At 64.2% G+C, this 22,010-nt stretch carries 19 protein-coding genes; 12 read left to right on the forward strand and 7 right to left on the reverse strand.

The genetic code is table 11. The annotated features are described in order from the left end of the window. Positions 1 to 56: 56 nt before the first annotated feature. From LB569_RS21940 to LB569_RS21950, 3 genes are all read left to right on the forward strand, one after another. The gene (locus LB569_RS21940; protein ID WP_224694060.1) at positions 57 to 1,361 is read left to right on the forward strand and encodes a M24 family metallopeptidase; all 1,305 of its coding nucleotides are present in this window, start codon (positions 57 to 59) and stop codon (positions 1,359 to 1,361) included. 265 nt (positions 1,362 to 1,626) lie between these two features. Then, on the forward strand, positions 1,627 to 2,307 hold the full coding sequence (locus LB569_RS21945) for an isochorismatase family protein (protein ID WP_224694061.1): 681 nt from the start codon (positions 1,627 to 1,629) through the stop codon (positions 2,305 to 2,307). Positions 2,308 to 2,325: 18 nt separating this feature from the next. Further along, positions 2,326 to 3,276 carry an alpha/beta hydrolase gene (locus tag LB569_RS21950; RefSeq protein ID WP_224694062.1) on the forward strand — a complete coding sequence of 317 codons (951 nt, stop codon included), beginning with the start codon at positions 2,326 to 2,328 and terminating at the stop codon, positions 3,274 to 3,276. A 9-nt stretch (positions 3,277 to 3,285) separates the two neighbouring features. On the opposite strand, the gene dnaQ is transcribed toward LB569_RS21950, so the two are convergent. From dnaQ to LB569_RS21975, 5 genes are all read right to left on the reverse strand, one after another. After that, a complete protein-coding gene (gene dnaQ / locus LB569_RS21955) occupies positions 3,286 to 4,011 on the reverse strand; it encodes a DNA polymerase III subunit epsilon (protein WP_224694063.1) in 726 nt (241 codons plus the stop codon). Positions 4,012 to 4,100: 89 nt separating this feature from the next. Beyond that, positions 4,101 to 4,682, reverse strand: a complete 582-nt coding sequence (coaE, locus tag LB569_RS21960; protein ID WP_224694064.1) for a dephospho-CoA kinase — start codon at positions 4,680 to 4,682, stop codon at positions 4,101 to 4,103. Continuing rightward, the gene (locus LB569_RS21965; protein ID WP_224694065.1) at positions 4,679 to 5,542 is read right to left on the reverse strand and encodes a shikimate dehydrogenase; all 864 of its coding nucleotides are present in this window, start codon (positions 5,540 to 5,542) and stop codon (positions 4,679 to 4,681) included. Before LB569_RS21965 ends, coaE begins: the two co-directional genes overlap by 4 nt. Continuing rightward, positions 5,535 to 6,134, reverse strand: a complete 600-nt coding sequence (locus tag LB569_RS21970; RefSeq protein WP_224694066.1) for a Maf-like protein — start codon at positions 6,132 to 6,134, stop codon at positions 5,535 to 5,537. Before LB569_RS21970 ends, LB569_RS21965 begins: the two co-directional genes overlap by 8 nt. Positions 6,135 to 6,421: 287 nt before the next feature. After that, entirely contained in the window at positions 6,422 to 7,243 is an 822-nt protein-coding gene (locus LB569_RS21975; protein WP_140703633.1) for a pyruvate, water dikinase regulatory protein, read from the reverse strand. 405 nt (positions 7,244 to 7,648) lie between these two features. Here LB569_RS21975 and hemE point away from each other — a divergent pair, with 405 nt between their 5' ends. From hemE to rho, 3 genes are all read left to right on the forward strand, one after another. Continuing rightward, complete coding sequence (gene hemE / locus LB569_RS21980) at positions 7,649 to 8,680, forward strand: uroporphyrinogen decarboxylase (RefSeq protein WP_224694067.1); 1,032 nt, start codon at positions 7,649 to 7,651, stop codon at positions 8,678 to 8,680. Beyond that, the gene (gene hemJ / locus LB569_RS21985; protein ID WP_224694068.1) at positions 8,680 to 9,216 is read left to right on the forward strand and encodes a protoporphyrinogen oxidase HemJ; all 537 of its coding nucleotides are present in this window, start codon (positions 8,680 to 8,682) and stop codon (positions 9,214 to 9,216) included. Before hemE ends, hemJ begins: the two co-directional genes overlap by 1 nt. Positions 9,217 to 9,381: 165 nt before the next feature. Further along, the gene (gene rho / locus LB569_RS21990; RefSeq protein WP_140703638.1) at positions 9,382 to 10,647 is read left to right on the forward strand and encodes a transcription termination factor Rho; all 1,266 of its coding nucleotides are present in this window, start codon (positions 9,382 to 9,384) and stop codon (positions 10,645 to 10,647) included. An 82-nt stretch (positions 10,648 to 10,729) separates the two neighbouring features. On the opposite strand, the gene LB569_RS21995 is transcribed toward rho, so the two are convergent. Beyond that, complete coding sequence (locus LB569_RS21995) at positions 10,730 to 12,748, reverse strand: thioredoxin domain-containing protein (protein ID WP_224694069.1); 2,019 nt, start codon at positions 12,746 to 12,748, stop codon at positions 10,730 to 10,732. Between the two features lie 89 nt (positions 12,749 to 12,837). Between LB569_RS21995 and mnmE the strand changes: the two genes are divergently transcribed. The 5 genes from mnmE to LB569_RS22020 all read left to right on the forward strand — a co-directional run bounded on the left by mnmE (position 12,838) and on the right by LB569_RS22020 (position 18,948). Then, positions 12,838 to 14,169: a tRNA uridine-5-carboxymethylaminomethyl(34) synthesis GTPase MnmE gene (gene mnmE / locus LB569_RS22000; protein ID WP_224694070.1), complete on the forward strand. Its 1,332-nt coding sequence runs from the start codon at positions 12,838 to 12,840 to the stop codon at positions 14,167 to 14,169. A 471-nt stretch (positions 14,170 to 14,640) separates the two neighbouring features. After that, entirely contained in the window at positions 14,641 to 16,512 is a 1,872-nt protein-coding gene (gene mnmG, locus LB569_RS22005; RefSeq protein ID WP_224694071.1) for a tRNA uridine-5-carboxymethylaminomethyl(34) synthesis enzyme MnmG, read from the forward strand. Continuing rightward, a complete protein-coding gene (gene rsmG, locus LB569_RS22010; RefSeq protein WP_224694072.1) occupies positions 16,509 to 17,141 on the forward strand; it encodes a 16S rRNA (guanine(527)-N(7))-methyltransferase RsmG in 633 nt (210 codons plus the stop codon). Before mnmG ends, rsmG begins: the two co-directional genes overlap by 4 nt. A gap of 53 nt (positions 17,142 to 17,194) precedes the next feature. Continuing rightward, complete coding sequence (locus tag LB569_RS22015; RefSeq protein WP_031240355.1) at positions 17,195 to 17,995, forward strand: ParA family protein; 801 nt, start codon at positions 17,195 to 17,197, stop codon at positions 17,993 to 17,995. Between the two features lie 65 nt (positions 17,996 to 18,060). Then, positions 18,061 to 18,948 carry a ParB/RepB/Spo0J family partition protein gene (locus LB569_RS22020; RefSeq protein ID WP_224536864.1) on the forward strand — a complete coding sequence of 296 codons (888 nt, stop codon included), beginning with the start codon at positions 18,061 to 18,063 and terminating at the stop codon, positions 18,946 to 18,948. Between the two features lie 170 nt (positions 18,949 to 19,118). Here the strand turns inward: LB569_RS22020 and holA are convergent, their stop codons facing one another. Next, the gene (gene holA, locus LB569_RS22025) at positions 19,119 to 20,162 is read right to left on the reverse strand and encodes a DNA polymerase III subunit delta (protein WP_224694073.1); all 1,044 of its coding nucleotides are present in this window, start codon (positions 20,160 to 20,162) and stop codon (positions 19,119 to 19,121) included. Between the two features lie 613 nt (positions 20,163 to 20,775). Here holA and LB569_RS22030 point away from each other — a divergent pair. Beyond that, the gene (locus tag LB569_RS22030; RefSeq protein WP_224694074.1) at positions 20,776 to 22,008 is read left to right on the forward strand and encodes a 3-methyl-2-oxobutanoate dehydrogenase (2-methylpropanoyl-transferring) subunit alpha; all 1,233 of its coding nucleotides are present in this window, start codon (positions 20,776 to 20,778) and stop codon (positions 22,006 to 22,008) included. The last annotated feature ends 2 nt before the right edge of the window (positions 22,009 to 22,010 follow it).

The raw sequence follows: 22,010 nt of genomic DNA on the forward strand, positions 1-22,010 counted from the left end.
CCCTCGTCGCCTCCTGCGCCATGGTCTGAGCCTGCATTCCATCCAAGGCCGAACCCATGAGCATCGTCGTATTCGAACCCGACAGCACCGAGGACGTCGACTTCAAGGATCGCATGCGCCACCCGGCCGCCGCCGATCCGGCCGGCGGCATGTGGCTGTCGGACACCGAGCCGTCCTTCATCGATGCCGATGCGCTACGCAAAGGCCGGCTGGCCAAGCTGCGCAGCTGGATGCGCGAGGCCGGCTATGGCGGCGTCGTTTTGTTCGACCCCTACAACCAGCGCTACGCCACCGGGTCGCGCAACATGTTCGGCTATTTCCTGCGCAACTCGACCCGCTATTTCTTCATTCCGACCGAAGGGCCGATCGTGCTGTTCGAGTACCCGCAGAGCTACCATGTCTCCATGGTGCTCGACACGATCGACGAGGCGCGTCCTTCCAAGCTCGTCTGGTCTTCGGTGTCGGGCCGCGACGATGAAACCGCCGGGCCGTTCGCCGACGAGATCGCCGAACTGCTGAAAAAACATGGCGGCGGCTCGATGAAGCTCGGGCTCGACCGCTGCAGCCATCTGCAGGCGCTGGCGCTGGAAAAGCGCGGCTGCGCGGTCCGCGACTGCCAGGGCGAGATTCTGGCGGTGCGCGCGGTGAAGACGCCGGAGGAGGTCAAATGCCTGCAGGTGTCGATGGCCGGCGCCGAAGCCGCCGTCTATGCCGTGCGCGAGGCGATCAAGCCCGGCGTCTCCGAAAACGACCTGTTCGCCATCATGTATGGCGAGGTCATCCGCCAGGGCGGCGAGTTCATCGAGACGCGGCTGCTCACCTCCGGCCAGCGCACCAATCCGTGGTTCAACGAGGCCAGCGGCCGCAAGATCAGGCCCGGCGAGTTGCTGGCGCTCGATACCGACACGATCGGCTGCTATGGCTATTATTCCGATTTTTCCCGCACCTTCCGCTGCGGTCCGGGCAAGCCGACGCCTTACCAGAAATCGCTCTACCGCATGGCGCACGACCAGGTTCAGCACAACATCTCGATCGTCAAACCCGGCATGGCCTTTCGCGAAATAGCCGAAAAGGCGTGGAAAATTCCGGACCGCTTCGTCGACCAGCGCTACACCTCGGTCATGCACGGCGTCGGCATGCATGGCGAGACACCGTTCATCGCGCATGCCATGGACTACGAGACCTATGGCCGCGACGGCCATATCGTGCCAGGCATGGTGGTGAGCGTGGAAAGCTATATTGGCGAGAAGGGCGGCCGCGAGGGGGTCAAGCTGGAGGACGAGATCCTGATCACCGAGACCGGCACGGAGCTTCTGTCGCGCTTTCCCTATGAGGATGCGTTTCTGGAGAGAGAGGTTTGACGCTGGTTGCTCATCTCGGCGAAGTATCACAGATGAAGAACGAGCGCCTCGTTCCGTGGCGCCCCCCTCTGGCCTGCCGGCCATCTCCCCCTCAAGGGGGGAGATCGGCAGCTTCGCTTGCAGCGCTTTTTCCTGAAACGCTGGCGATTGGCGAAAGCATTCGCAACCGCCAATCTCCCCCCTTGAGGGGGAGATGCCCGGCAGGGCAGAGGGGGGCGCTGCCCCTCCAGCGTTTGGAGGTATCTTGGGGCGAAGGCCCATCAGTATGAAAGCCCCCATCTCCATCAAGGGCGGCACGGTGGCCGCCGTGTTCATCGACCTGCAGGAAGAGCACCGGCAGGACCCGCGCTACCTCGTCGAGGGCTATGAAAACATCCTCGCCAACGTCCAGCGCCTGCAGGCGGCGGCGCGGCAAAGCCACGTGCCGCTGCATCACTGGGCCTATATCGTCGATCTCGACAGCCAGGACCGGCCGTTTCATCCGGTCGGCGAGGACGGCAAGTCGGCCTTTTCCGACAAGAGCGACCCGCTGACCGAAATCTGCCATGAGGTGGCGCCGGCGCCGGGTGAGGCGCTGCTGATCAAGGCCGAGGCCAGCGCCTTCCGCTCCGGTCCGGCCGCCGACCGGCTCAAGGCTTCAGGCATCGAATGGCTTGTTGTCGCGGGCGTGTGGACCGAGGCCTGCATCGACGCCACCGTAAAGGATGCGGTGGCGAAGGGATTTCGCGTGCTTCTGGTCAAGGACGCCTGTGGCAGCGGCAGCGCGGCGATGCACCAGACCGGTATCCTCAACCTTGCCAACCGGCTCTATGGCGGCGCGGTGACCGACACCGACGGCGCCTGCCGGCTGCTGGCCGGCGAGACCGCCACCGTCTGGCAGGTCGAGGGCTCGGTACCGCTGCGCTTTAGCTTCGACAACGCCGCCCGTCTCTATGCCGAGCTTTGATGGGCGCCTTGGGCTGAAATGACCAGCCGCGGCAAATATGAAACCTGGCTCGACCCTGCGCTCTGGGCCTATATCGACAGCGTCAACGCCTTTTATCCGCCGCGGATATCAGGCCTGCCGGTCGACAAGCAGCGCGCGGTCTATGCCAGGATGTGCCGCGCCTTCCACCAGGGCCGTCCGCCCGGGGTCAAGGCCAGCGACAGCCTGGTTGCCGGTTCGAAACATGACATCCCGGTCCGCCGCTACCGGCTCGCCGGCGCGGCGCCGCGCGCGACGGTGCTCTATTTCCACGGCGGCGGCTTCATCCTCGGCGACCTCGAAAGCCATGACGACATCTGCGCCGAACTTTGCGCCGGCACCGGCTTCGACGTGCTGTCGGTCGACTACCGGCTGGCCCCCGAACACCTTCATCCCGCCGCCTTCAACGATGCACTGGCGGCTTTCGAATGGGCGGCCGCAAGCAGTGAGCTGCCGCTGGTGCTGTGCGGTGAAAGTGCCGGCGGCAATCTGGCGGCTGGTGTGGCACAGGCCGCGCGTCGCCATCCGCGCGCCGCGATCGGCCAGGTGCTGATCTATCCCGATCTCGGCGGCATCGAGGCGATGGGCTCCTATATCGAACACGCCGACGCGCCGCTGCTGTCGACAGGCGATGCCGCCTTCTACCGCGACGTCCGCTCGGCGAGGAAGCAATCGCCCGACGATCCGACCTTCTCGCCGCTGCGCGACACGGATTTTTCCAGCCTGCCGCCAACGGTGATCATCACGGCCGAATGCGATCCGCTGTCATCGGATGGCGAGGCCTATCGCGACCACATCCTGGACGCCGGCGGCAAGGCATGGTGGCATGAGGAGCCCCGCCTGGTGCACAGTTTCCTGCGCGCCCGCACCACGGTGCCGGCAGCGGCGCAAGCCTTTGCGCGCATCATCGCGGCGGTCGCCGCGCTGGGTCGAGGTGAGTGGCCCTACTGAAGGTCCGGGTTACGAAGCCGTCGCGGCGCTTGCCTCGGAAGACGCTGCTTTCAGCCACAGCGTCTTTTCGCCGAGCGTAGCGACCATGGCGGCGTGGGCCGCGCGCTCGGCTTCGGTCAGCCGTGGCACGAGCGGCGCCGGTCGTTCGGCGACGATGATCTCGATATGGCGGACATTCTCGCCCTGGGCCGGCGCGGTGGCGCTGTCGAGAATGAGCGCCGCCTGCTTGCCGCCGATCAGCTCGATATAGACCTCAGCCAGCAATTCGGAATCGAGCAGGGCGCCGTGCTTGGTGCGCTTGGTGTTGTCGATGCCGTAGCGCCGGCACAGCGCGTCAAGCGAATTGGGACCCATCGGGTGCTTGCGGCGCGCCAGGGCCAGCGTGTCGACGACAAGCCCGTTGTCGACGGGCGGGTGACCGAGCCGGCCGAATTCGACATTGAGGAAGCCGATATCGAACGTGGCGTTGTGGGCCACCAGCTTGGCGCCTTCGGTAAACCGCAGCCATTCCTCGGCGATTTCGGCGAAACTCGGCTTCCCTGCGAGGTCGGCGGCGCTGATGCCGTGCACGGCCTGCGCCTCGGCATGGATCGCGCGCCCCTGCGGGTTGATATAGTGATGGAAGGTCCTGCCGGTCGGAAACCGATTGACCAGCTCGACGCCGCCAAGCTCGATCACGCGGTCGTCGCGCGCATCAAGGCCGGTGGTTTCGGTGTCGAAGATGATCTCACGCATCGAATCAGGTCGCTCCTAGGGGGCAGGATCGCCAGACCGGAACAAAATGGCAATGGGCAATGCTGACGGCATGCCGTCAGCAGCCCCGCTTATCCCCGAAGTTCCGCAATGATGGCCGCTACCGCGGCACGCGCGGCGTCCAGCCCGTTACCAGTGTCGATGACGAAATCGGCCAGCCGGCGCTTTTCGGCGTCCGGCACCTGCTTGGCCAGGATCGCCGCCAGTTTTTCCTCGCTCATGCCGGGCCGTGCCAGCACGCGCTGGCGCTGGATTTCGGGCGGCGCGGTGACGACGACGACCTTGTCGACCCGGCCACGGCCGCCGGTTTCGAACAGCAGCGGGATATCGAGGACGGCGATCGATTCGCCGGCGTTACGATGCTTGACCAGAAAGGCGTCGGCATCGGCGCGGACCAGCGGGTGGATGATGGCTTCGAGCTTTTTCAAGGCAGCCGCATCGCCGAGCACACGGGAGCCGAGTTTTGCGCGGTCGACGCTTCCGTCAGCGGTGGTGCCGGGAAAGGCGGCCTCGACCAGGGAGGCCGCCTTGCCGGCATAGAGGCGGTGCACCGTCTGGTCGGAATCATGCACCGGCACGCCGGCCTCGGCGAACATCCTGGCCGTGGTCGACTTGCCCATGCCGATCGAGCCGGTGAGACCGAGCACGATCATGGTTTCGGCGCCAGATCGGCAACGATGAGCGCGCGGAGCGCAGCCGTGACCTTCGGCCTGACGCCGAACCAGCGCTCGAAGCCGGGCACCGCCTGGTTGAGCAGCATGCCGAGCCCGTCGACGGTCTTCAGCCCGCGTCCCCGCGCGGCGGCGAGCAGGGGGGTTTCGAGCGGCACATAAACGATGTCGTTGACCACGGCATGGTCGGGCAGCAGCGCGGGGTCGGCGGGCAGACCCCTGGGGTCGGCGGGCAGGCCCTCATTGCCCTGCATGCCCAGCGCCGTGGTGTTGACCAGCAGGCCGGCATCGCGCAGCAATTCGGCGGTCGCGGCCAATTCATGCGCCGAAACGCCGGCGCCAAAGCGGTCGCGCAATTCGAGTGCCCGGGCGAGCGTGCGGTTGACGATGCGGATGTCCTTGAGGCCGCGCGTCTTCATTGCGTGGATGACGGCGCGGGCGGCGCCGCCGGCACCCAGCACAACGGCCGGGCCATTCGACGCCCAGTCCGGAGCGTAATCGTCGAGATTGGCGGCAAAGCCATGGCCGTCGGTGTTGCCGCCCCACAAGGTGCCGTCCTCGAGCCACAGCGTGTTGACGGCGCCGATCTCGTCGGCCGCATGGTCGCGGCGCGCGACTCCGGTAAAGGCGGCCTCCTTGTGCGGGATGGTGACGTTGCCGCCGCGATAGCCATTGGCCTGCAGGCTCGCCAGGAAATCGGCGAAGTTCTCGGGCGCGACATCGATCGCTCGGTAGCTGCCGTCGATGCCGTGTTCGGCCAGCCAGTGGCCGTGGATCATCGGCGAGCGCGAATGTTTTATCGGATGGCCGGTAACGAAGGCTTTCTTCATTGCCTCAGCCATCGATGGCTCCCAGTCTGCGCAGTTCCGCCAGCAGCGGCAGCAGCGGCAGGCCGACAATGGTGAAATGGTCGCCTTCGATTTTTTCGAACAGCTGGATGCCTTCGCCCTCGATCTGATAGGCGCCGACGCTCGACAAGGCCTTGGCGCCGACCCGGGCGAGATGGCGGCCGATGAAGGCCGGGTCGAGCTTGCGCATGGTCATCGAGGCGATGCCGACATGGCGCCACAGCACATTGCCGTCGCGCACCAGCACGGCGGCGCTGTTGAGCTGATGGGTCTTATCAGACAGCGCCAGGAGATGCCGTCGCGCGCCTTCCATGTCGGCCGGCTTGTGGAACACCTCGTCGCCGAGCGACAAAGTCTGGTCGCAGCCAAGCACCAGCGCGCCGGGCCGGCGCTCGCTGACTTCGGTCGCCTTGGCTTCGGCCAGCACCAAAGCGACGTCCTCGGGCGAGGCGCCGCTGTCCTGCAACGGCGCTTCCAACGCGCGCTCGTCGAGCGTCGCCGGAACCGCCTCGATATCGACGCCGGCATTGACCAGCATCGCCTTGCGGAACGGACTGCCTGAAGCGAGGATGATTTTTTCTGTCATTTTTGCACTCGGGCGCAGATACAAACGCGGTTGGCGTATGAGGAGCTTTACTCTGTAAGGTTGGCGCCGCCCCTCATTGTCCTGCCGGTCATTTCTCCCCGTATAGAGACGGGGAGAAAGGGGCAGCTTCAGTGCAGCCGCTCTTTGCGGCAACGCTGGCGATTGGCGAACCATCGACGACAGCGCCCCTCTCCCCGTCACTATGCGGGGAGAGGATGCCGGCAGGCAGGTGAGGGGCGGCGCCGACCTCCGCTAAAGGTGACTCGGAAAACTCACTGTCCGCTCATCTACCTCGTCTTCCCGCGCAGGGCAACGATGGCCGCGGCCGTCTCCTCGATCGAACGGCGGCTGACGTCGATCATCGGCCAGCCATGGCGGGTGCAGATCTGGCGGGCGTAGGCGAGTTCCTCGTTGATGGCGGCGCGGTCGACATAGTCGGTCGGCACATAGGTGCTTGAATTGCCGAGGATGCGGTTCTGGCGCACATGCGAGATGCGCTCGGCGGTGGCGATCAATCCGACGACCAGCGGTGTCCTGGCGCTGACCAGGCTTTCGGGCACCGGCACGCCGAGCACGATCGGGATGTTGGCGGTCTTGATGCCGCGGTTGGCGAGATAGATGCTGGTCGGCGTCTTCGACGTCCGCGATATGCCGATCAGCACGACATCGGCGTCATCCATATTGGCCGGCAGCTGGCCGTCATCATGGTCCATGGTGAAATTGAGCGCGTCGATGCGGCGGAAATATTCGGCGTCGAGAACATGCTGGGCGCCGACGCGGCGGCCGGCCGGGGTGCCGAGATAGGACTGGAAGACGGTCAGTACCGGCTCCAGCACCGACACGCAGGGCAGGCCCATGGCCGCGCAGCGTTCGTCGATGCCGCGCGCCAGCTTCTGGTCGACCACCGTATAGAGGATGATGCCCGGCTCCTCCTCTATGTCCTCGAACACCTTGGCGACCTGCTTTTCGGTGCGGATGAGCGGGTAGATGTGTTCGATGGCGCGCGCATCCTTGTACTGTGCCGAGGCCGCGCGGCCGGCGGCGAGCAGCGTTTCCCCCGTCGCGTCGGAAATCAGATGCAGGTGGAAGAAGCTCTGGGGTTTGTTCACAGGGGGTCACCTGGGGCTGTGGGCGGATGTGGATAAGGTTGGACAGGCGGGTGCACTGGCCAGGGGCGACTGTATCAGATGGCGGTTTGTCCACAATTCGATGCGCTGTCAGCTTGGCCGGGCGGCTGGGGACAAGTCCGTGGACGAAGCATTTTGCCTTTCGCTCGTCCACAGGGCTGGTTCCAAGGGCACCGGACTTAGCGCATTGACTCGCCTGCGCGATTCCTGATTGTCCCCAGAACCCTGCAATGCGCGACCCGCAATGCGCGACAATATGCTTGCTGGCGTTTTGGCGGTCAAAGCGGGACAGGTGACAACCACCACAACCAACAGACTCTTAGAATCAGAAGACTCTTTATAAATAAGATATTTGATTAAGAGGAAGCCGGGAGAGGCGAGCGCTCGATGCCTGCAAGACGGATCATGCTGGATGTCCTGAAAGGCGAGGCGGTGTTTCCTCCTCCGCTCTGGATGATGCGCCAGGCCGGACGCTATCTGCCGGAATATCGCGAAACGCGTGTACGTGCCGGTTCGTTCCTGGACCTCTGCTACAATCCCGACCTTGCCGTCGAGGTGACGATGCAGCCGATCGAACGCTTCGGCTTCGACGCTTCCATCCTGTTCTCGGACATTCTTGTCGTTCCCCATGCGCTAGGCCGCGACGTACGCTTCGAAGAAGGGCGCGGGCCGCTGCTGACACCGATTTCGGCGAGCGAGATCGCGGCGCTCGGAAGCGACATGTTTCACGTGAATCTCGAACCGGTCTACGAGACGGTGCGCCGGCTGCGGGCGAAATTGCCCGACGAGACGACACTGATCGGCTTCTGCGGCGCGCCGTGGACGGTGGCGACCTATATGATCGCCGGGCACGGAACGCCCGACCAGGCGCCGGCGCGGCTGTTCGCCTATCGCGAGCCGGCGGCGTTCAAACATCTCTTGAAAGTGCTCGCCGATCATTCGGCTTCGTACCTGATCCGCCAGATCGAGGCGGGCGCGGATGTCGTGCAGATTTTCGATTCCTGGTCGGGCGTGCTCGACGATGCCTCGTTCGAACGCTTCTGCATCGAACCTGTGGCCGAGATCGTCAGGCAGGTCCGCGCCGTTCATCCCGACGTGCCGATCATCGGCTTTCCCAAGGGTGCCGGGGCCCGCTACCAGAGCTATCGCGACAGGACCGGCGTGACTGGGCTCGGCATCGACTGGACGGTGCCGCTGGAGGCAGCGAAGGCGTTGCAGCGGCAAGGAGCGGTCCAGGGCAATCTCGATCCGTTGCGGCTGGTCGCGGGCGGTGAAGCGCTCGCCGACGGCGTAGGGGCGATCCTCCAGGCGCTGGGCCACGGACCGCTGATCTTCAACCTTGGCCATGGCATCACGCCGGAGACGCCGGTGGCCCATGTCGAGGCGATGGTGAAACAGGTTCGGAGCGCGGCACGCTGATGGCTGACCGAGATGACACCAACAGCACCGGCCAGGCGATGAAGCGCATGGCCGTCGGCATCACAGTGCTGATCGTTCTCACCGCGCTTTTGTTCTTCTTCGCACCGGAAAGCTTCTATCCCTGGGCAAAGGCGATCCATATCCTCGCCGTCATTTCCTGGATGGCCGGCATGCTTTATCTGCCGCGGCTGTTCGTCTATCATGTCGAGGCCGAGAAAGGGTCCGTTCAATCCGAGACGTTCAAAGTGATGGAGCGGCGCCTGCTGCGCGGCATCATCAATCCGGCGATGATCCTCACCTGGGTGTTCGGGCTGTGGCTTGCGTGGAAGATCTTTGCCTTCCAGGGTGGCTGGCTGCATGCCAAGATCGGCCTGGTGCTGATTTTATCGGGCGTCCACGGCTATCTCGCCGCCGCGGTGCGCAAATTCGCCGCGGACCGCAACGAAAAACCGGCACGGCACTGGCGGATCGTCAACGAGATCCCCACATTGCTGATGATCGCGATCGTGATCCTGGTCGTGGTGAAGCCTTTCTGAGGCTTCATCCGGCCCCGTTAAAAGGCGGCTTGCTCTTTCAGCCGACCGACGATACAAGACGGGTCTTCCTTCCCGTCATGCGCCGCCCGTCATTGCTTTCGGCCGCGCCCGGCATTTGTCGCATCCCGCCGATTTTTTTCCCAAAGCCTACCCAGAGTCTATCTAATGCAAGAAATGAAACTCACCGAGTTCAAGAACAAGAAGCCGCCTGAGCTGATCGCTTATGCCGAATCGCTCGAGGTCGAGAACGCCAGCGTCATGCGCAAGCAGGAACTGATGTTCGCGATCCTGAAGAAGCTCGCCGCCCAGGACATCGAAATCATCGGCGACGGTGTGGTCGAGGTGCTGCAGGACGGTTTCGGCTTCCTGCGCTCCGCCAATGCCAACTATTTGCCAGGTCCCGACGACATCTACATCTCGCCGTCGCAGATCCGGCGCTTTTCGCTGAAGACCGGCGATACGGTCGAAGGGCCGATCCGCAGTCCGAAAGAGGGCGAGCGCTATTTCGCGCTGCTCAAGGTCAACACGATCAATTTCGACGATCCCGAAAAGATCCGCCACAAGATCCACTTCGACAATCTGACGCCGCTTTATCCGACCTCGCGGCTGAAGATGGAGGTCGACAATCCGCCGACCAAGGACATCTCGCCCCGCGTGATCGATCTGGTGGCGCCGATCGGCAAGGGCCAGCGCGCCCTGATCAACGCACAGCCTCGCACCGGCAAGACGGTGCTGTTGCAGAACATCGCCCACTCGATCACCGCCAATCATCCGGAATGCTATCTGATCGTGCTTCTGATCGACGAGCGTCCCGAGGAAGTGACCGACATGCAGCGTTCGGTGAAGGGCGAGGTGATCTCCTCAACCTTCGACGAACCGGCGGTGCGCCACGTCCAGGTCGCCGAAATGGTCATCGAGAAGGCCAAGCGCCTGGTCGAGCACGGCCGCGATGTGGTGATCCTGCTGGATTCGATTACCCGCCTCGGCCGCGCCTACAACACCGTCGTGCCGTCATCCGGCAAGGTGCTGACCGGCGGTGTCGACGCCAACGCGCTGCAGCGCCCGAAGCGCTTCTTCGGCGCCGCCCGCAACATCGAGGAAGGCGGCTCGTTGACCATCATCGCCACGGCGCTGATCGATACCGGCAGCCGCATGGACGAGGTCATCTTCGAAGAGTTCAAGGGCACCGGCAACTGCGAAATCCAGCTCGACCGCAAGGTCGCCGACAAGCGCATTTATCCGGCCATCGACATCTTGAAGTCCGGTACCCGCAAGGAAGACCTGCTGGTGTCGCGCCAGGACCTGCAGAAGATCTTCGTGCTGCGCCGCATCCTGGCGCCGATGGGAACCACCGACGCGATCGAGTTCCTGATCGACAAGCTGAAGCAGACCAAGACCAACGGCGATTTCTTCGATTCGATGAACACTTGAGTTCGGAGGGGTTCGCCCCTCCTTCTCTTCGTTCTCGGATTTGCGCCGTGTCCGCTTCGCGCTCTGACATCTGGCGGCGAAATCAGGTTCGCCGCAGCAATCCTTCCAATTCACCCGGATCCGTAACCACCGGCAGGCAAACCTGGCCGGTGCAGAGCCAAGCGCCACGCCGGTTTGTCGGCGGCAGGATTCCGCCGGGCAGCAAGGGTCGATTCGCTGCCGTACCGATCGGCACCACGATATCGACGCGGCGCGGGTCAGGATTTCGATTCGTAACCGGAACAAGTTTTTGGTCGTCCGGATCATCGACGATGACCAGTTTCAGCGGCTCGAGGGCAAGCGCGCAGGCATTGACGATACCGGCCTGACCATAGGTCTGATGCGCGGCGCGGCCGGCGGCGTGCTCGGCGGTTTTCCAAACCTTTTCCTGCAGGTCGAGATTGCCGGTGGCGGATGCGAGCCGCAGCTGCGCCTCGATGATCTGGCTGGTGGCCGACGGAATGGCCTCGTCGACATCGCCCCTGATGCGGATCGGCACGTCGGTGCTGTCCGACGCGGTCAGGTAGTAGCCCGTGCCCTGCGCGTCGGTGTGCCAACGGTCCAGTTGTTCCAGGAACTGGCTGGCCTTGTCGACATAACTCCAATCGCCCGTGGCTTCGAACAGCGAGATCGCCGCATTGGCCATGGCGGCATAGTCGCTCGACAGTGCGGGAAACAATTTCCGGGCGCCGAGCATGGAATGTGGCAAGCGATTGTCGCGGCTTGCGGCATCGATACGGGCGAAAGCCTTTGCCGCGGCCCCGATCCAGTCCGGCCGGGCCAGGGAACGGCCGGACTCGGCGAGCGCGGCGATCATCAGGCCGTTCCAGTCGGTCAGGGTCTTTGCGTCGAGGCCTGGCCTGACGCGCTCTTCGCGAACAGCGAGGAGCCTTGCCTTCAGCGGGATCAGGCTTTCGCGGTCCGCGGCGCCAAGCGCCTGCTGGGACAAGGTCTGATGGACCACCGGCTTGCCTTCCCAGCCGGGCGGGCTTGAAAGCGTGAAGTATTTGAAAAACAAGGCTGAATCGTCACCAAGGACGGAATCGATCTCTTCCCTGCTCCAAGTGTAGAACAGCCCTTCCTCGCCATCGCTGTCGGCGTCCAGACTGGCGGCAAAGGGGCCGCCATCGACGCGCATTTCGCGCAGCAGCCAATCGACCGTGTCTTCGATTCGTATCCGGAACAGATCGTTGCCGGTCGCCGCAAAGGCCCAGTTGCAGAAGCGGATCAGCTGCGCGTTGTCGTAGAGCATCTTCTCGAAATGCGGCACCAGCCACTCGGCGTCCGTCGAGTAGCGGCTGAGCCCGCCGCCGATGTGATCGTAGATGCCGCCGGCGAGCATATGTTCGAGGCTGGCGAGAACGTCGTCGCGATGCGCGGCATTGCCGTCGCGCAGCCAGGACAGCCACAATGTTTGCATGAACGGCGCGTTGGGGAATTTCGGTGCGCCGGCGAGGCCGCCGCGATCGCGATCGATCATGCCACTGACGCGGCCGGCGAGATCGGACAGCGTATCGCGATCGAGAAGCGCCTTGGCATGGGTGGCCGAGAGCCGCGCCTCGACATGGGAGGTCAGGCCGTCGGCGCTCTGGTGCAGGCTCGCCCGCTTCTCGCGCCAGGCTTTGTCGACCGCTTCCATCACCTGGATGAACCCCGGACGGCCATAACGCGGCTCGCGCGGGAAATAGGTGCCGCCCCAGAATGGCTTGCCGTTGGGCGCCAGGAACATGGTCAGCGGCCAGCCGCCCTGCTCGCCCATCGACGACAGGGCCGCCATATAGATCTGGTCGATGTCGGGACGCTCCTCGCGGTCGACCTTGATATTGACGAACAGACGGTTCATGACGGCGGCGACGTCGTCATTCTCGAAGCTTTCATGGGCCATGACATGGCACCAGTGGCAGGCGGCATAGCCGATGGAGAGCAGGATAGGCCGGTCCAGAGCCTTTGCCTCATCCAGCGATGCCGGCGACCATCCCCGCCAATGCACGGGATTGCCGCTGTGCTGCCGCAGATAGGGGCTGGCCTCGTCGGCAAGCAGGTTTTGCGCGGGCAATGTCACGATGGCCAACTTTCGGGGGCAAGTCGTTTCGGGGCGGTCCAGAGGTCGGTGATGAGGCGGAAGCTAGGGCGGTTCGGTAGAGCGGGCAAATGATTTCAGACGATTCGATCGTGGCATTGTCGAGCGGCCGGCTTCCCGCCGGCGTCGCGGTGCTGCGTATCTCCGGCCCACGGACTCGATTCGTTATCGAAACGATCGCTGGTGGCATGGTTAAGGAGCGCAGCGCGGTGCTGCGCAGGTTCATGGCGGCGGATCGAACGCTTGTTGACACCGGGCTGGTCCTCTTCTTCCCCGGTCCTGCCAGCTTCACCGGCGAAGACGTCGCCGAGTTCCACGTCCATGGCGGCCGCGCCGTGGTGGCCAGGATGCTGGAAACGATCGCCGGATTCGAAGGCGTCAGGCACGCCGAACCCGGAGAATTCACGCGCCGTGCCTTTCTCAACGGCAAGGTCGATCTGGTCGAGACGGAAGCGCTGGCGGACTTGGTCAACGTCGAGACCGAAGCGCAGCGGCGCTTTGCCGTGCAGAATGCCGAAGGCGCACAGAGCGCGCTTTATCTCGGTTGGCGGCGTCGCCTGATCCATGCGCGGGCCATGATCGAGGCGGAGATCGACTTCGCCGACGAGGACGACGTGCCGGGTTCCGTTTCGGATACGGTCTGGTCGGATGTGCGGTCGATGATCTCGGAGATTGACCGCCACATAGCTGGGTTTCATGCCGCCGAAATCATCCGCGACGGCTTCGAGGTCGTCATCCTTGGCGCGCCCAATGCGGGCAAGTCTAGCCTGTTCAACGCCTTGGCGCGGCGCGATGCAGCTATTGTAACGGATGAGCCCGGCACCACCCGCGACCTGCTCGAGGTGGTGCTGGACCTCGAAGGCCTGCGTGTCAGGCTGACCGATACGGCCGGGTTGCGGGATGCGCCGGGAAAGGTCGAGGCGATCGGCATCGAGAAAGCGCGCAGCAAGGCGGATCGTGCCGATCTCCTGTTGCTGCTGGAAGACATCTTGTCTCCTAGGGAAATAGGCACGATCCCGGACAAGGCACCGCTGTTGAGGGTCGGCACCAAGCTCGACCTGGTGACTCACGAGGCGTTGGGTAATGCACCCGATCGGTATGATCTCGTTATTTCAGTTCTGGATGGGACTGGCGTGGAGGCTCTGCTGGCAGAGATCGGCAGGCGCGCGGCGGTTGCGGCGGGAAACGTTGGCGATGTTTTGCCGTCCCGCCTACGCCATGTCGAACTGCTCAGTGACGCAAATCGCCACCTTCTTCTAGCCACTGATGACCAGGGCGCCGGCAAGGAACTGCGCGCCGAGGAGTTGCGGTTGGCCGCTGACCGGCTGGGCCGAATAGTTGGCGCGATTGACGTCGAGGATATGCTCGATGTGATTTTCGGTCAGTTCTGTATCGGAAAATGATTCACGTGAAACAATCACTTGGTTGAAGAAGGGCTGACAGGTGTCGGAAACCTCCACGGCTTCGTCATTTTATGGCGGAGCAAGGAGCGAAGCGACGCAGCGCAGGACTTAAGATCCATGCCGCGACTTTCGAGCGTGCCACCGTGCAGGTTCTGCTCCTTTTGCACCCGTCAGCAACGTCGCGGAATGGATCCTCGGGTCTTCGCGACGGAGCTTCGCTCGTGCTCCGCCCGTGGATGACGAAGTCGTGTAGGTTTCGGCAACCGTTGACCTGACACACGTGAAACATACTTGGCCGTTTTGCTGGGGCTTCGACGGACTCACGTGAACATTCCGGGGTGTGATTCACGTGAAACGCGCACCGAGCCTCGGTTTGCCTGTTTCACGTGAAACGTCGCGCGTAAGTTTTCTTGACAGCTTCGCCTCGTGGGGACATGTGTCCCTCAATCTTTCGAATCCAGGACATTTGGAATGACCGATCACTATGATGTGGTTGTGGTGGGCGGTGGCCATGCCGGTTGCGAGGCGGCCAGTGCCGCTGCGCGCGCCGGCGCCAGCACCGCGCTGGTAACGCTGCGTTTCGACACGATCGGCGTCATGTCGTGCAACCCGGCGATCGGCGGTCTCGGCAAGGGGCATCTGGTGCGCGAGATCGACGCCATGGACGGGCTGATGGGCCGCGTGGCGGATGCTGCCGGGATCCAGTTCCGTCTGCTTAACCGCCGCAAGGGGCCGGCGGTGCGCGGTCCGCGCACGCAGGCCGACAGGAAGCTCTATCGCCTTGCCATGCAGGAAGCGATTCGGCAGCAGAACGAGCTCGACGTCGTCGAGGGCGAAGTTCTCGATTTCGAAATCTCCGATGGAAAGATCGCCGCGGTTTTGCTGGCGGACGGTCGGCGGCTTGCCTGCGGCGCCGTGGTGCTGACGACGGGAACCTTCCTGCGCGGTCTCATCCACATTGGCGAGAAGAAGATCGTCGCCGGCCGCATGAACGAGAAGGCGAGCACGGGATTGTCGGCGACGATGGACCGCGCCGGCTTCAAGCTCGGGCGGCTCAAGACCGGAACGCCGCCGCGGCTCGATGGGCGAACCATCGATTGGGCATCGCTCGACAGTCAGGCGGCGGACGTGGATCCCGTGCCGTTCTCGCTGATGACCGACCGTATCACAACGCCGCAGATCGATTGCGGCATCACGCGCACGACCACGGCGACGCACGAGCTTATCCGCGCCAATCTTGGCCGCTCGGCCATGTATTCCGGCTCGATCGAAGGCGTCGGGCCGCGCTATTGCCCGTCGATCGAGGACAAGATCGTCAAGTTCGGCGACCGCGACGGGCACCAGATCTTTCTCGAACCGGAAGGGCTCGATGATCACACCGTCTACCCAAACGGGATTTCGACCTCGCTGCCGGAAGACGTTCAGCTCGATATCCTGAAGACCATTCCCGGGCTGGAGCGTGCGGTCATGCTGCAGCCCGGCTATGCCATCGAATATGATCACGTCGATCCGCGCGAACTGCATCAGACATTGGAAACCAGGCGCGTTACCGGGCTGTTTCTTGCCGGTCAGATCAACGGCACGACCGGCTATGAGGAGGCGGCTGGACAGGGCCTGCTCGCCGGCCTCAATGCGGCGCGACGCGCCGGAGGCGGCGAGCAAATCGTGCTCAGCCGGACCCAAGCCTATATCGGCGTGATGGTCGACGATTTGACCAGCCGCGGCATCAGCGAACCGTACCGGATGTTCACCTCGCGCGCCGAGTTCCGGCTGTCGCTGCGCGCCGACAACGCCGATGAGCGGCTGACCCCGCTGGCCGACAAGCTTGGCATCGCCTCGGCACCCCGGATGCAGCGTTATGCCGATGTCATGCGGCGGCTCGACGAAGCGCGCCAGCTGGCGCTTTCGCTCACCATGACGCCGAATGAGGCGGCAAGGCACGGTCTGGAGATCAACCGCGACGGCGTGCGCCGGTCCGGCTTCGAACTGCTGGCCTATCCCGGTGTCGACGTGGCCTGGCTGGCCGGGGTCGAGCCGAGATTCCGCGACATCGACGCCAAAACCGCTGAGCGGCTCGAAACGGAAGCGAAATATTCAGTCTATCTCGATCGCCAGAGCACGGATGTCGCGCAGATCCGGCATGAAGAGGCGCGGCTGATCCCCGAGACGGTCGATTTCGCCGGCGTGCCCGGACTGTCCAATGAGCTGACGCAGAAGATGCAAGCGCGGCGGCCGCGCTCCATCGCGGATGCACAGCGCATGGAAGGCATGACGCCGGCGGCGCTGGCGATCATCGTCGCGCACGTCCGCCACCATGAGAGCGCGCGGAGGAACGTTGCGTGAGTTCTCTTTCCCTGGAGAGCCTGCAGGGCGCGGCCGGTCCGGTTTCACGTGAAACATTCGAGCGCCTGGTGGTGTTCGAGGAAATGTTCCAGAAATGGAACCGCAGCATCAATCTCGTGGCGCAGTCGACTTCGAGCGATGTCTGGCAGCGTCATATACTGGACAGCGCCCAGCTCGCGCGAATAGAGCCCAGTGCCACGCGCTGGGTCGACATCGGCTCAGGCGGCGGATTTCCTGGCCTTGTCATGGCCTTTCTGCTCGCCGAACGTCCGGGCGCCAGCATCGATCTGGTTGAAAGCAACCGCAAGAAGGCTTCGTTCCTGCAGACCGTCATCGGTCAGTTCGGCCTGCCGGCGCGGGCCGTGGCGCGCCGCATCGAGGACAGCCATGCGCTTGTTTCGACGCCGCAAATCGTCACGGCGCGGGCGCTGGCCTCGCTTTCGGTGCTACTCGACCTGTCTGCGCCATGGCTGATTTCGGGCGGGCGCGGATTGTTCCACAAAGGCCGGGATTACCGCGCCGAAGTGCAAGAAAGCGTTAACCGGTGGACCTTCGATCTGGTAGAACATCCAAGCGTGACCGACGCCAGCGGCGTCATCCTCGAATTGTCCAATGTGCGGCCTGTCTGAACCGACCGGCCTGATTATTCGGCGACCCAAAGATGAATTTCTGGCATAAGCCCATGATGAAGAACGGCCCTCGAATCATCACCGTAGCCAACCAGAAGGGCGGTGTCGGCAAGACGACCACCGCCATCAACCTGGCCACCGCGCTGGCGGCGATCGGTGAGAAAGTGCTGATCGTCGACCTCGATCCGCAAGGCAATGCCAGCACCGGCCTCGGCATCGATCGCAAGGACCGGACGGTCTCGTCCTATGATGTACTGACGGGCGAACTCGAGCTGGAAGCCGCGGCCATTCCGACCGCGGTGCCCGGCCTGTCGATCGTGCCCTCGACACTCGACCTGCTCGGCATCGAGATGGAGATCGCCTCGGCGCCCGACCGGGTGCTCAAGCTGCGCAATGCGCTGCGTGCCGCGACCGAGCGCGGGGCGCCTTTTGGCTACGTGCTGATCGATTGCCCGCCCTCGCTCAATCTTTTGACCTTGAATTCAATGGCGGCGGCTGATTCCGTTCTCGTGCCGCTGCAATGCGAGTTCTTCGCGCTGGAAGGTCTCAGCCAGTTGCTCGAAACCGTCGAGCAGGTGCGCCGCTCGATCAATCCCGATCTCACCATCCAGGGCATCGTGCTGACCATGTATGACGGCCGCAACAACCTCGCCAACCAGGTGGTGCAGGACGTGCGCGAGCATATGGGCGACAAGGTCTACGAAACCATCATCCCGCGCAATGTGCGCGTGTCGGAAGCACCGTCCTATGGCAAGCCGGCGATCCTCTACGACCTGAAATGCTCGGGCAGCCAGGCCTATCTGCAACTGGCCTCCGAAGTGATCCGCCGCGAGCGTAAATTGCGCGCCGCTTGATAGGCCACACAGGGCTTAACAGCCGATTCGATACCGAAACGATCTGAAATAGACGTGGAATAAAGATGAACGAAGATCTCTCGAGGAAAAGACTGGGTCGCGGGCTGGCAGCCTTGATCGGCGAGATCGATCGCCCGGCCGCACCGGAAAAGCCCGGCATGAGCGCCGACGGTAAGGTGCCGATCGAGTTCATCAGCGCCAATCCGAAAAATCCGCGCCGGCATTTCGGCGATGCCGAACTCACCGACCTCGCCCAGTCGATCCGCGAGCATGGCGTGGTGCAGCCGGTGGTGGCGCGGCCGTCGCCCACCCAGGCGGGCCGCTACGAGATCATCGCCGGCGAGCGGCGCTGGCGCGCGGCGCAGCGCGCGGGGCTGACCGAGATCCCGGTCATCATCCGTGATGTCAACGATCGCACGGCGCTGGAACTGGCGATCATCGAGAACGTCCAGCGCGCCGACCTCAATCCGGTCGAGGAGGCGCAGGGCTACCAGCAGCTCATCGACGACCATGGCTACACCCAAGCCGATCTCGGCCAGGTGATCGGCAAGAGCCGCAGCCATGTCGCCAACACGTTGCGGCTGCTGAAACTGCCCGACGTGATCCGCGACATGCTGGTCGACGGCGCGCTGTCGGCGGGCCACGCCCGCACGCTGGTGACCGCGGAGGACCCCGCCGGCCTTGCCAAGCGCATCGTCGAGGAAGGCCTTTCCGTGCGCCAGGCCGAAGCGCTGGCGCAAATGCCGGCCGGTCCGACGCCGGCCAAGCCGAAGCAGGCACAGGCCGCGCCGGAAAAGGATACCGACACGCTGGCGCTGGAAAAGCTGATGACCGATACGCTCGGCATGATCGTGGCCATCGATCACAAGGGCAAGGGCGGCGAGATTCGCGTTTCCTATCGCTCGCTGGAGCAGCTCGATGAGCTGTGCCGGAGATTGAAGCAGGAACGGTAATTAGCCGGCGAATATTGCTGTTGATCTGAGCGTTGGCGCCGCCCTCATCACCCTGCCGGGACCTTCTCCCCGTATTGTCACGGGGAGAAGAGGCTGAGTGAATCGAGCGCCATGATCATGAATTGACCAATGGAGGCAGCGCTCGGCGCCGAAAAGGGAAGATCGCTTTCCTACCTTTGCCCCAGCCGCGCGCTTTCCACGGCGATCCCAAGCAGCGCTTGCCGTGCCAGCGCGACCGACAGGTCCGGCCGGCGCCGCGTCTGCAACACCGCGGTCTGCAGGCGGGTCAGCGCGCGGCCGAGTGCTTCGCTGTTCCAGCGCTCCAGCGTCTTCTCCACCAGCTTGCGCCTGGAGAAAAAGACCGGCGGCCGCGCCGCGGCAACGACGGAAGCCGCGTTACGGCCGCCTGAGTCCATCTGGCCGCGCATGACCTGGATCTGCTGCAGCTGCCGCATCGCCGAGGACAGCACCAGGAAGGGCGGGCCGCCACCCTGGCAATGGCGGGTGAAGGCGGTGTCGAAGTCGCCGACCTTGCCGTCCAGCAGCGCGTCGACGGCGTCGTCGAAGGAGGCGCCGGACACGTCCCCGGACATGGCCCGCACCTCGTCCAGCCCGATTTCCTTATGGCCGTGGGCGTAGAGGATAAGTTTTTCGATCTCGCCGCGCGAGGCCAGCCGGTCGCCGCCGAGATTGCGGCGCAGCGCCTGCCTCGCCTCCAGCGTCATCGACATGCCGGCCTTGCGCAGCTCGTCGTCGATGACGGTATCGATGTCGCGGGCTTCGTCGGCATAGCAAGGAAGCGCCATGGCGGTGTCGGCGCCCTCGACGACGGCGCGCAGCCCGACACCTTTCTTCAAATCGCCCGCTTCGATGAGAATGATGGCATCCCGCGCCGGCTCTGCCGTCAGCGCCTTGACGTCGTCAGCCAGCGCCTTCTGGCCGGTGGCGTTGCGCACCCAGAGCAGCCGGCGGTCGGAAAACATCGGCACGGTGCGGGCTTCGTCGAGCAGCCGGCCCTCGTCGCGGTCGACCTCGGAGCCCTCGAGCCGCACGACGGAGAAGGGATCGTCGAGCGGCAGCCCGGTCTTGCCGGCAAAGGCCTTCGCCCGCTCCGAGACCAGGCCGCGGTCGGGGCCGTAGAGCAGGACGATCGAGATGCGCGGATCGGGCCGCGCCAGCCAACCGTCGACCTCGAAAGCTTTCTTCTGTGCCATGGAGGGTGGTTAGCATGATGCGGGGAGGGCTTCCAGCTTGGGTTCCTCTCCCTTGGAGGGCAAAGGAAAGGCGCAAGCTCGCCAGTCCTGGCTCCCTTCCTCTCCCTCCGGAGGGGGGAGAGGTGGCCCGGCGAAGCCGGGACGGAGTGGGGGAAGCCATCCCCAACCGCGCTGCCGCTGGCAGTCATCACAGAACCTCAATCAGGGCGAGGCGTCGTCCCGGCCAGAAACAACAACGCTCGAGCTAGGTCGACCCCCACTCCGTCGAGCTTCGCTCGACACCTTGCCGGGGCGAGCCACTGGTCTCGCCCGTCCTTCGGACCCCCCGATCGACGGGGGAGAGGAAGGGCGCCGAGATCGGCGAACCCCAAGCCTTGCCACCCAATCGCCTTATCTGGCGGCAACCTGCCCGCAACCATTCGCCAAATTGCGTGCCACGGCCCAACATAGACAAGAAATTTCGCGGACATATCTTCATCTTGGGCGCGGGAAGCCGGATTGGCCGGCGTGGCCGGAACCGATGGCTGAAGGGCTTGCCCCGCGAATTCGCAGTGGCCTGGACGCGGGGATGTGCGAATATCCGCATCCGGGCAACATTGGAGGATCTGAGGTCATGGCCGATGCTGGGATGTTGCGGTTTCACGTTCCGGAGCCGGAAGTGCGGCCGGGCGGTACGCCTGACTTTTCCAACGTGACCCTCGCCGAGGCCGGCTCGGTGCCGCGCCCCGACATCGATGTCGATCCGCGCACCATCCGCGACATGGCGTTTTCGATCATCCGCGTGCTCAACCGCAACGGCGAAGCCGTCGGGCCGTGGGCCGGGCTGCTGTCCAGCGAGGAATTGCTGGAGGGCCTGCGCAACATGATGACGCTGCGGACCTTCGATGCGCGCATGCAGATGGCGCAGCGGCAAGGCAAGACGTCCTTCTACATGCAGCATCTGGGTGAGGAAGCGGTGAGCTGCGCTTTCCGCAAGGCGCTGAAGCCGGGCGACATGAATTTCCCGACCTATCGCCAGGCCGGCCTGCTCATCGCCGACGGCTATCCAATGGTCACGATGATGAACCAGATCTATTCCAACGAGGCCGACCCACTGAAGGGCCGGCAGCTGCCGATCATGTATTCGTCGAAGGAGCACGGCTTCTTCTCGATCTCGGGCAATCTGGCGACGCAGTACATCCAGGCGGTCGGGTGGGCGATGGCCTCGGCCATCTCGAACGATTCGAGGATCGCCGCGGCCTGGATCGGCGACGGCTCGACCGCGGAGTCCGATTTCCACTCGGCACTGGTGTTCGCCTCCACCTACAAGGCGCCCGTGGTGCTCAACGTCGTCAACAACCAGTGGGCGATCTCGACTTTCCAGGGCATCGCGCGCGGCGGCTCCGGCACCTTCGCGGCGCGGGGCCTCGGCTTCGGTATCCCGTCGCTGCGCGTCGACGGCAATGACTATCTCGCCGTCCATGCTGTGGCCAAGTGGGCGGCCGAGCGGGCGCGCAGCAATCTCGGGCCGACGCTGGTCGAATATGTCACCTACCGCGCCGGCGCTCATTCCAGTTCGGACGATCCCTCCGCCTACCGGCCGAAGACCGAGTCCGACGCCTGGCCGCTGGGCGACCCGGTCATGCGGCTGAAGAACCATCTCATCAAGCTCGGCGTCTGGTCCGACGAACGGCACGCGCAGGCCGAGGCCGAAATCCTCGATACGGTGATCGCGGCGCAGAAGGAGGCGGAAAGCCACGGCACGCTGCATGCCGGCGGCAAGCCGTCGACGCGCGAGATGTTCGAAGGTGTGTTTGCCGAAATGCCGCCGCATCTCAGACGCCAGCGCCAGCAGGCGGGAGTCTGAGC

This window comes from Mesorhizobium sp. BH1-1-4, from assembly GCF_020165665.1.
Taxonomy (GTDB): Bacteria; Pseudomonadota; Alphaproteobacteria; order Rhizobiales; family Rhizobiaceae; genus Mesorhizobium.

Bases quoted from the DNA above. Each gene is read 5' to 3' on its own strand.
- LB569_RS21940 (WP_224694060.1), top strand. From the start codon at position 57: ATGAGCATCGTCGTATTCGAACCCGACAGCACCGAGGACGTCGACTTC.
- LB569_RS21945 (WP_224694061.1), top strand. From the start codon at position 1,627: ATGAAAGCCCCCATCTCCATCAAGGGCGGCACGGTGGCCGCCGTGTTC.
- LB569_RS21950 (WP_224694062.1), top strand. From the start codon at position 2,326: ATGACCAGCCGCGGCAAATATGAAACCTGGCTCGACCCTGCGCTCTGG.
- dnaQ (WP_224694063.1), bottom strand. From the start codon at position 4,011: ATGCGTGAGATCATCTTCGACACCGAAACCACCGGCCTTGATGCGCGC.
- coaE (WP_224694064.1), bottom strand. From the start codon at position 4,682: ATGATCGTGCTCGGTCTCACCGGCTCGATCGGCATGGGCAAGTCGACC.
- LB569_RS21965 (WP_224694065.1), bottom strand. From the start codon at position 5,542: ATGGCTGAGGCAATGAAGAAAGCCTTCGTTACCGGCCATCCGATAAAA.
- LB569_RS21970 (WP_224694066.1), bottom strand. From the start codon at position 6,134: ATGACAGAAAAAATCATCCTCGCTTCAGGCAGTCCGTTCCGCAAGGCG.
- hemE (WP_224694067.1), top strand. From the start codon at position 7,649: ATGCCTGCAAGACGGATCATGCTGGATGTCCTGAAAGGCGAGGCGGTG.
- hemJ (WP_224694068.1), top strand. From the start codon at position 8,680: ATGGCTGACCGAGATGACACCAACAGCACCGGCCAGGCGATGAAGCGC.
- rho (WP_140703638.1), top strand. From the start codon at position 9,382: ATGCAAGAAATGAAACTCACCGAGTTCAAGAACAAGAAGCCGCCTGAG.
- mnmE (WP_224694070.1), top strand. From the start codon at position 12,838: ATGATTTCAGACGATTCGATCGTGGCATTGTCGAGCGGCCGGCTTCCC.
- mnmG (WP_224694071.1), top strand. From the start codon at position 14,641: ATGACCGATCACTATGATGTGGTTGTGGTGGGCGGTGGCCATGCCGGT.
- LB569_RS22015 (WP_031240355.1), top strand. From the start codon at position 17,195: ATGATGAAGAACGGCCCTCGAATCATCACCGTAGCCAACCAGAAGGGC.
- LB569_RS22020 (WP_224536864.1), top strand. From the start codon at position 18,061: ATGAACGAAGATCTCTCGAGGAAAAGACTGGGTCGCGGGCTGGCAGCC.
- holA (WP_224694073.1), bottom strand. From the start codon at position 20,162: ATGGCACAGAAGAAAGCTTTCGAGGTCGACGGTTGGCTGGCGCGGCCC.
- LB569_RS22030 (WP_224694074.1), top strand. From the start codon at position 20,776: ATGGCCGATGCTGGGATGTTGCGGTTTCACGTTCCGGAGCCGGAAGTG.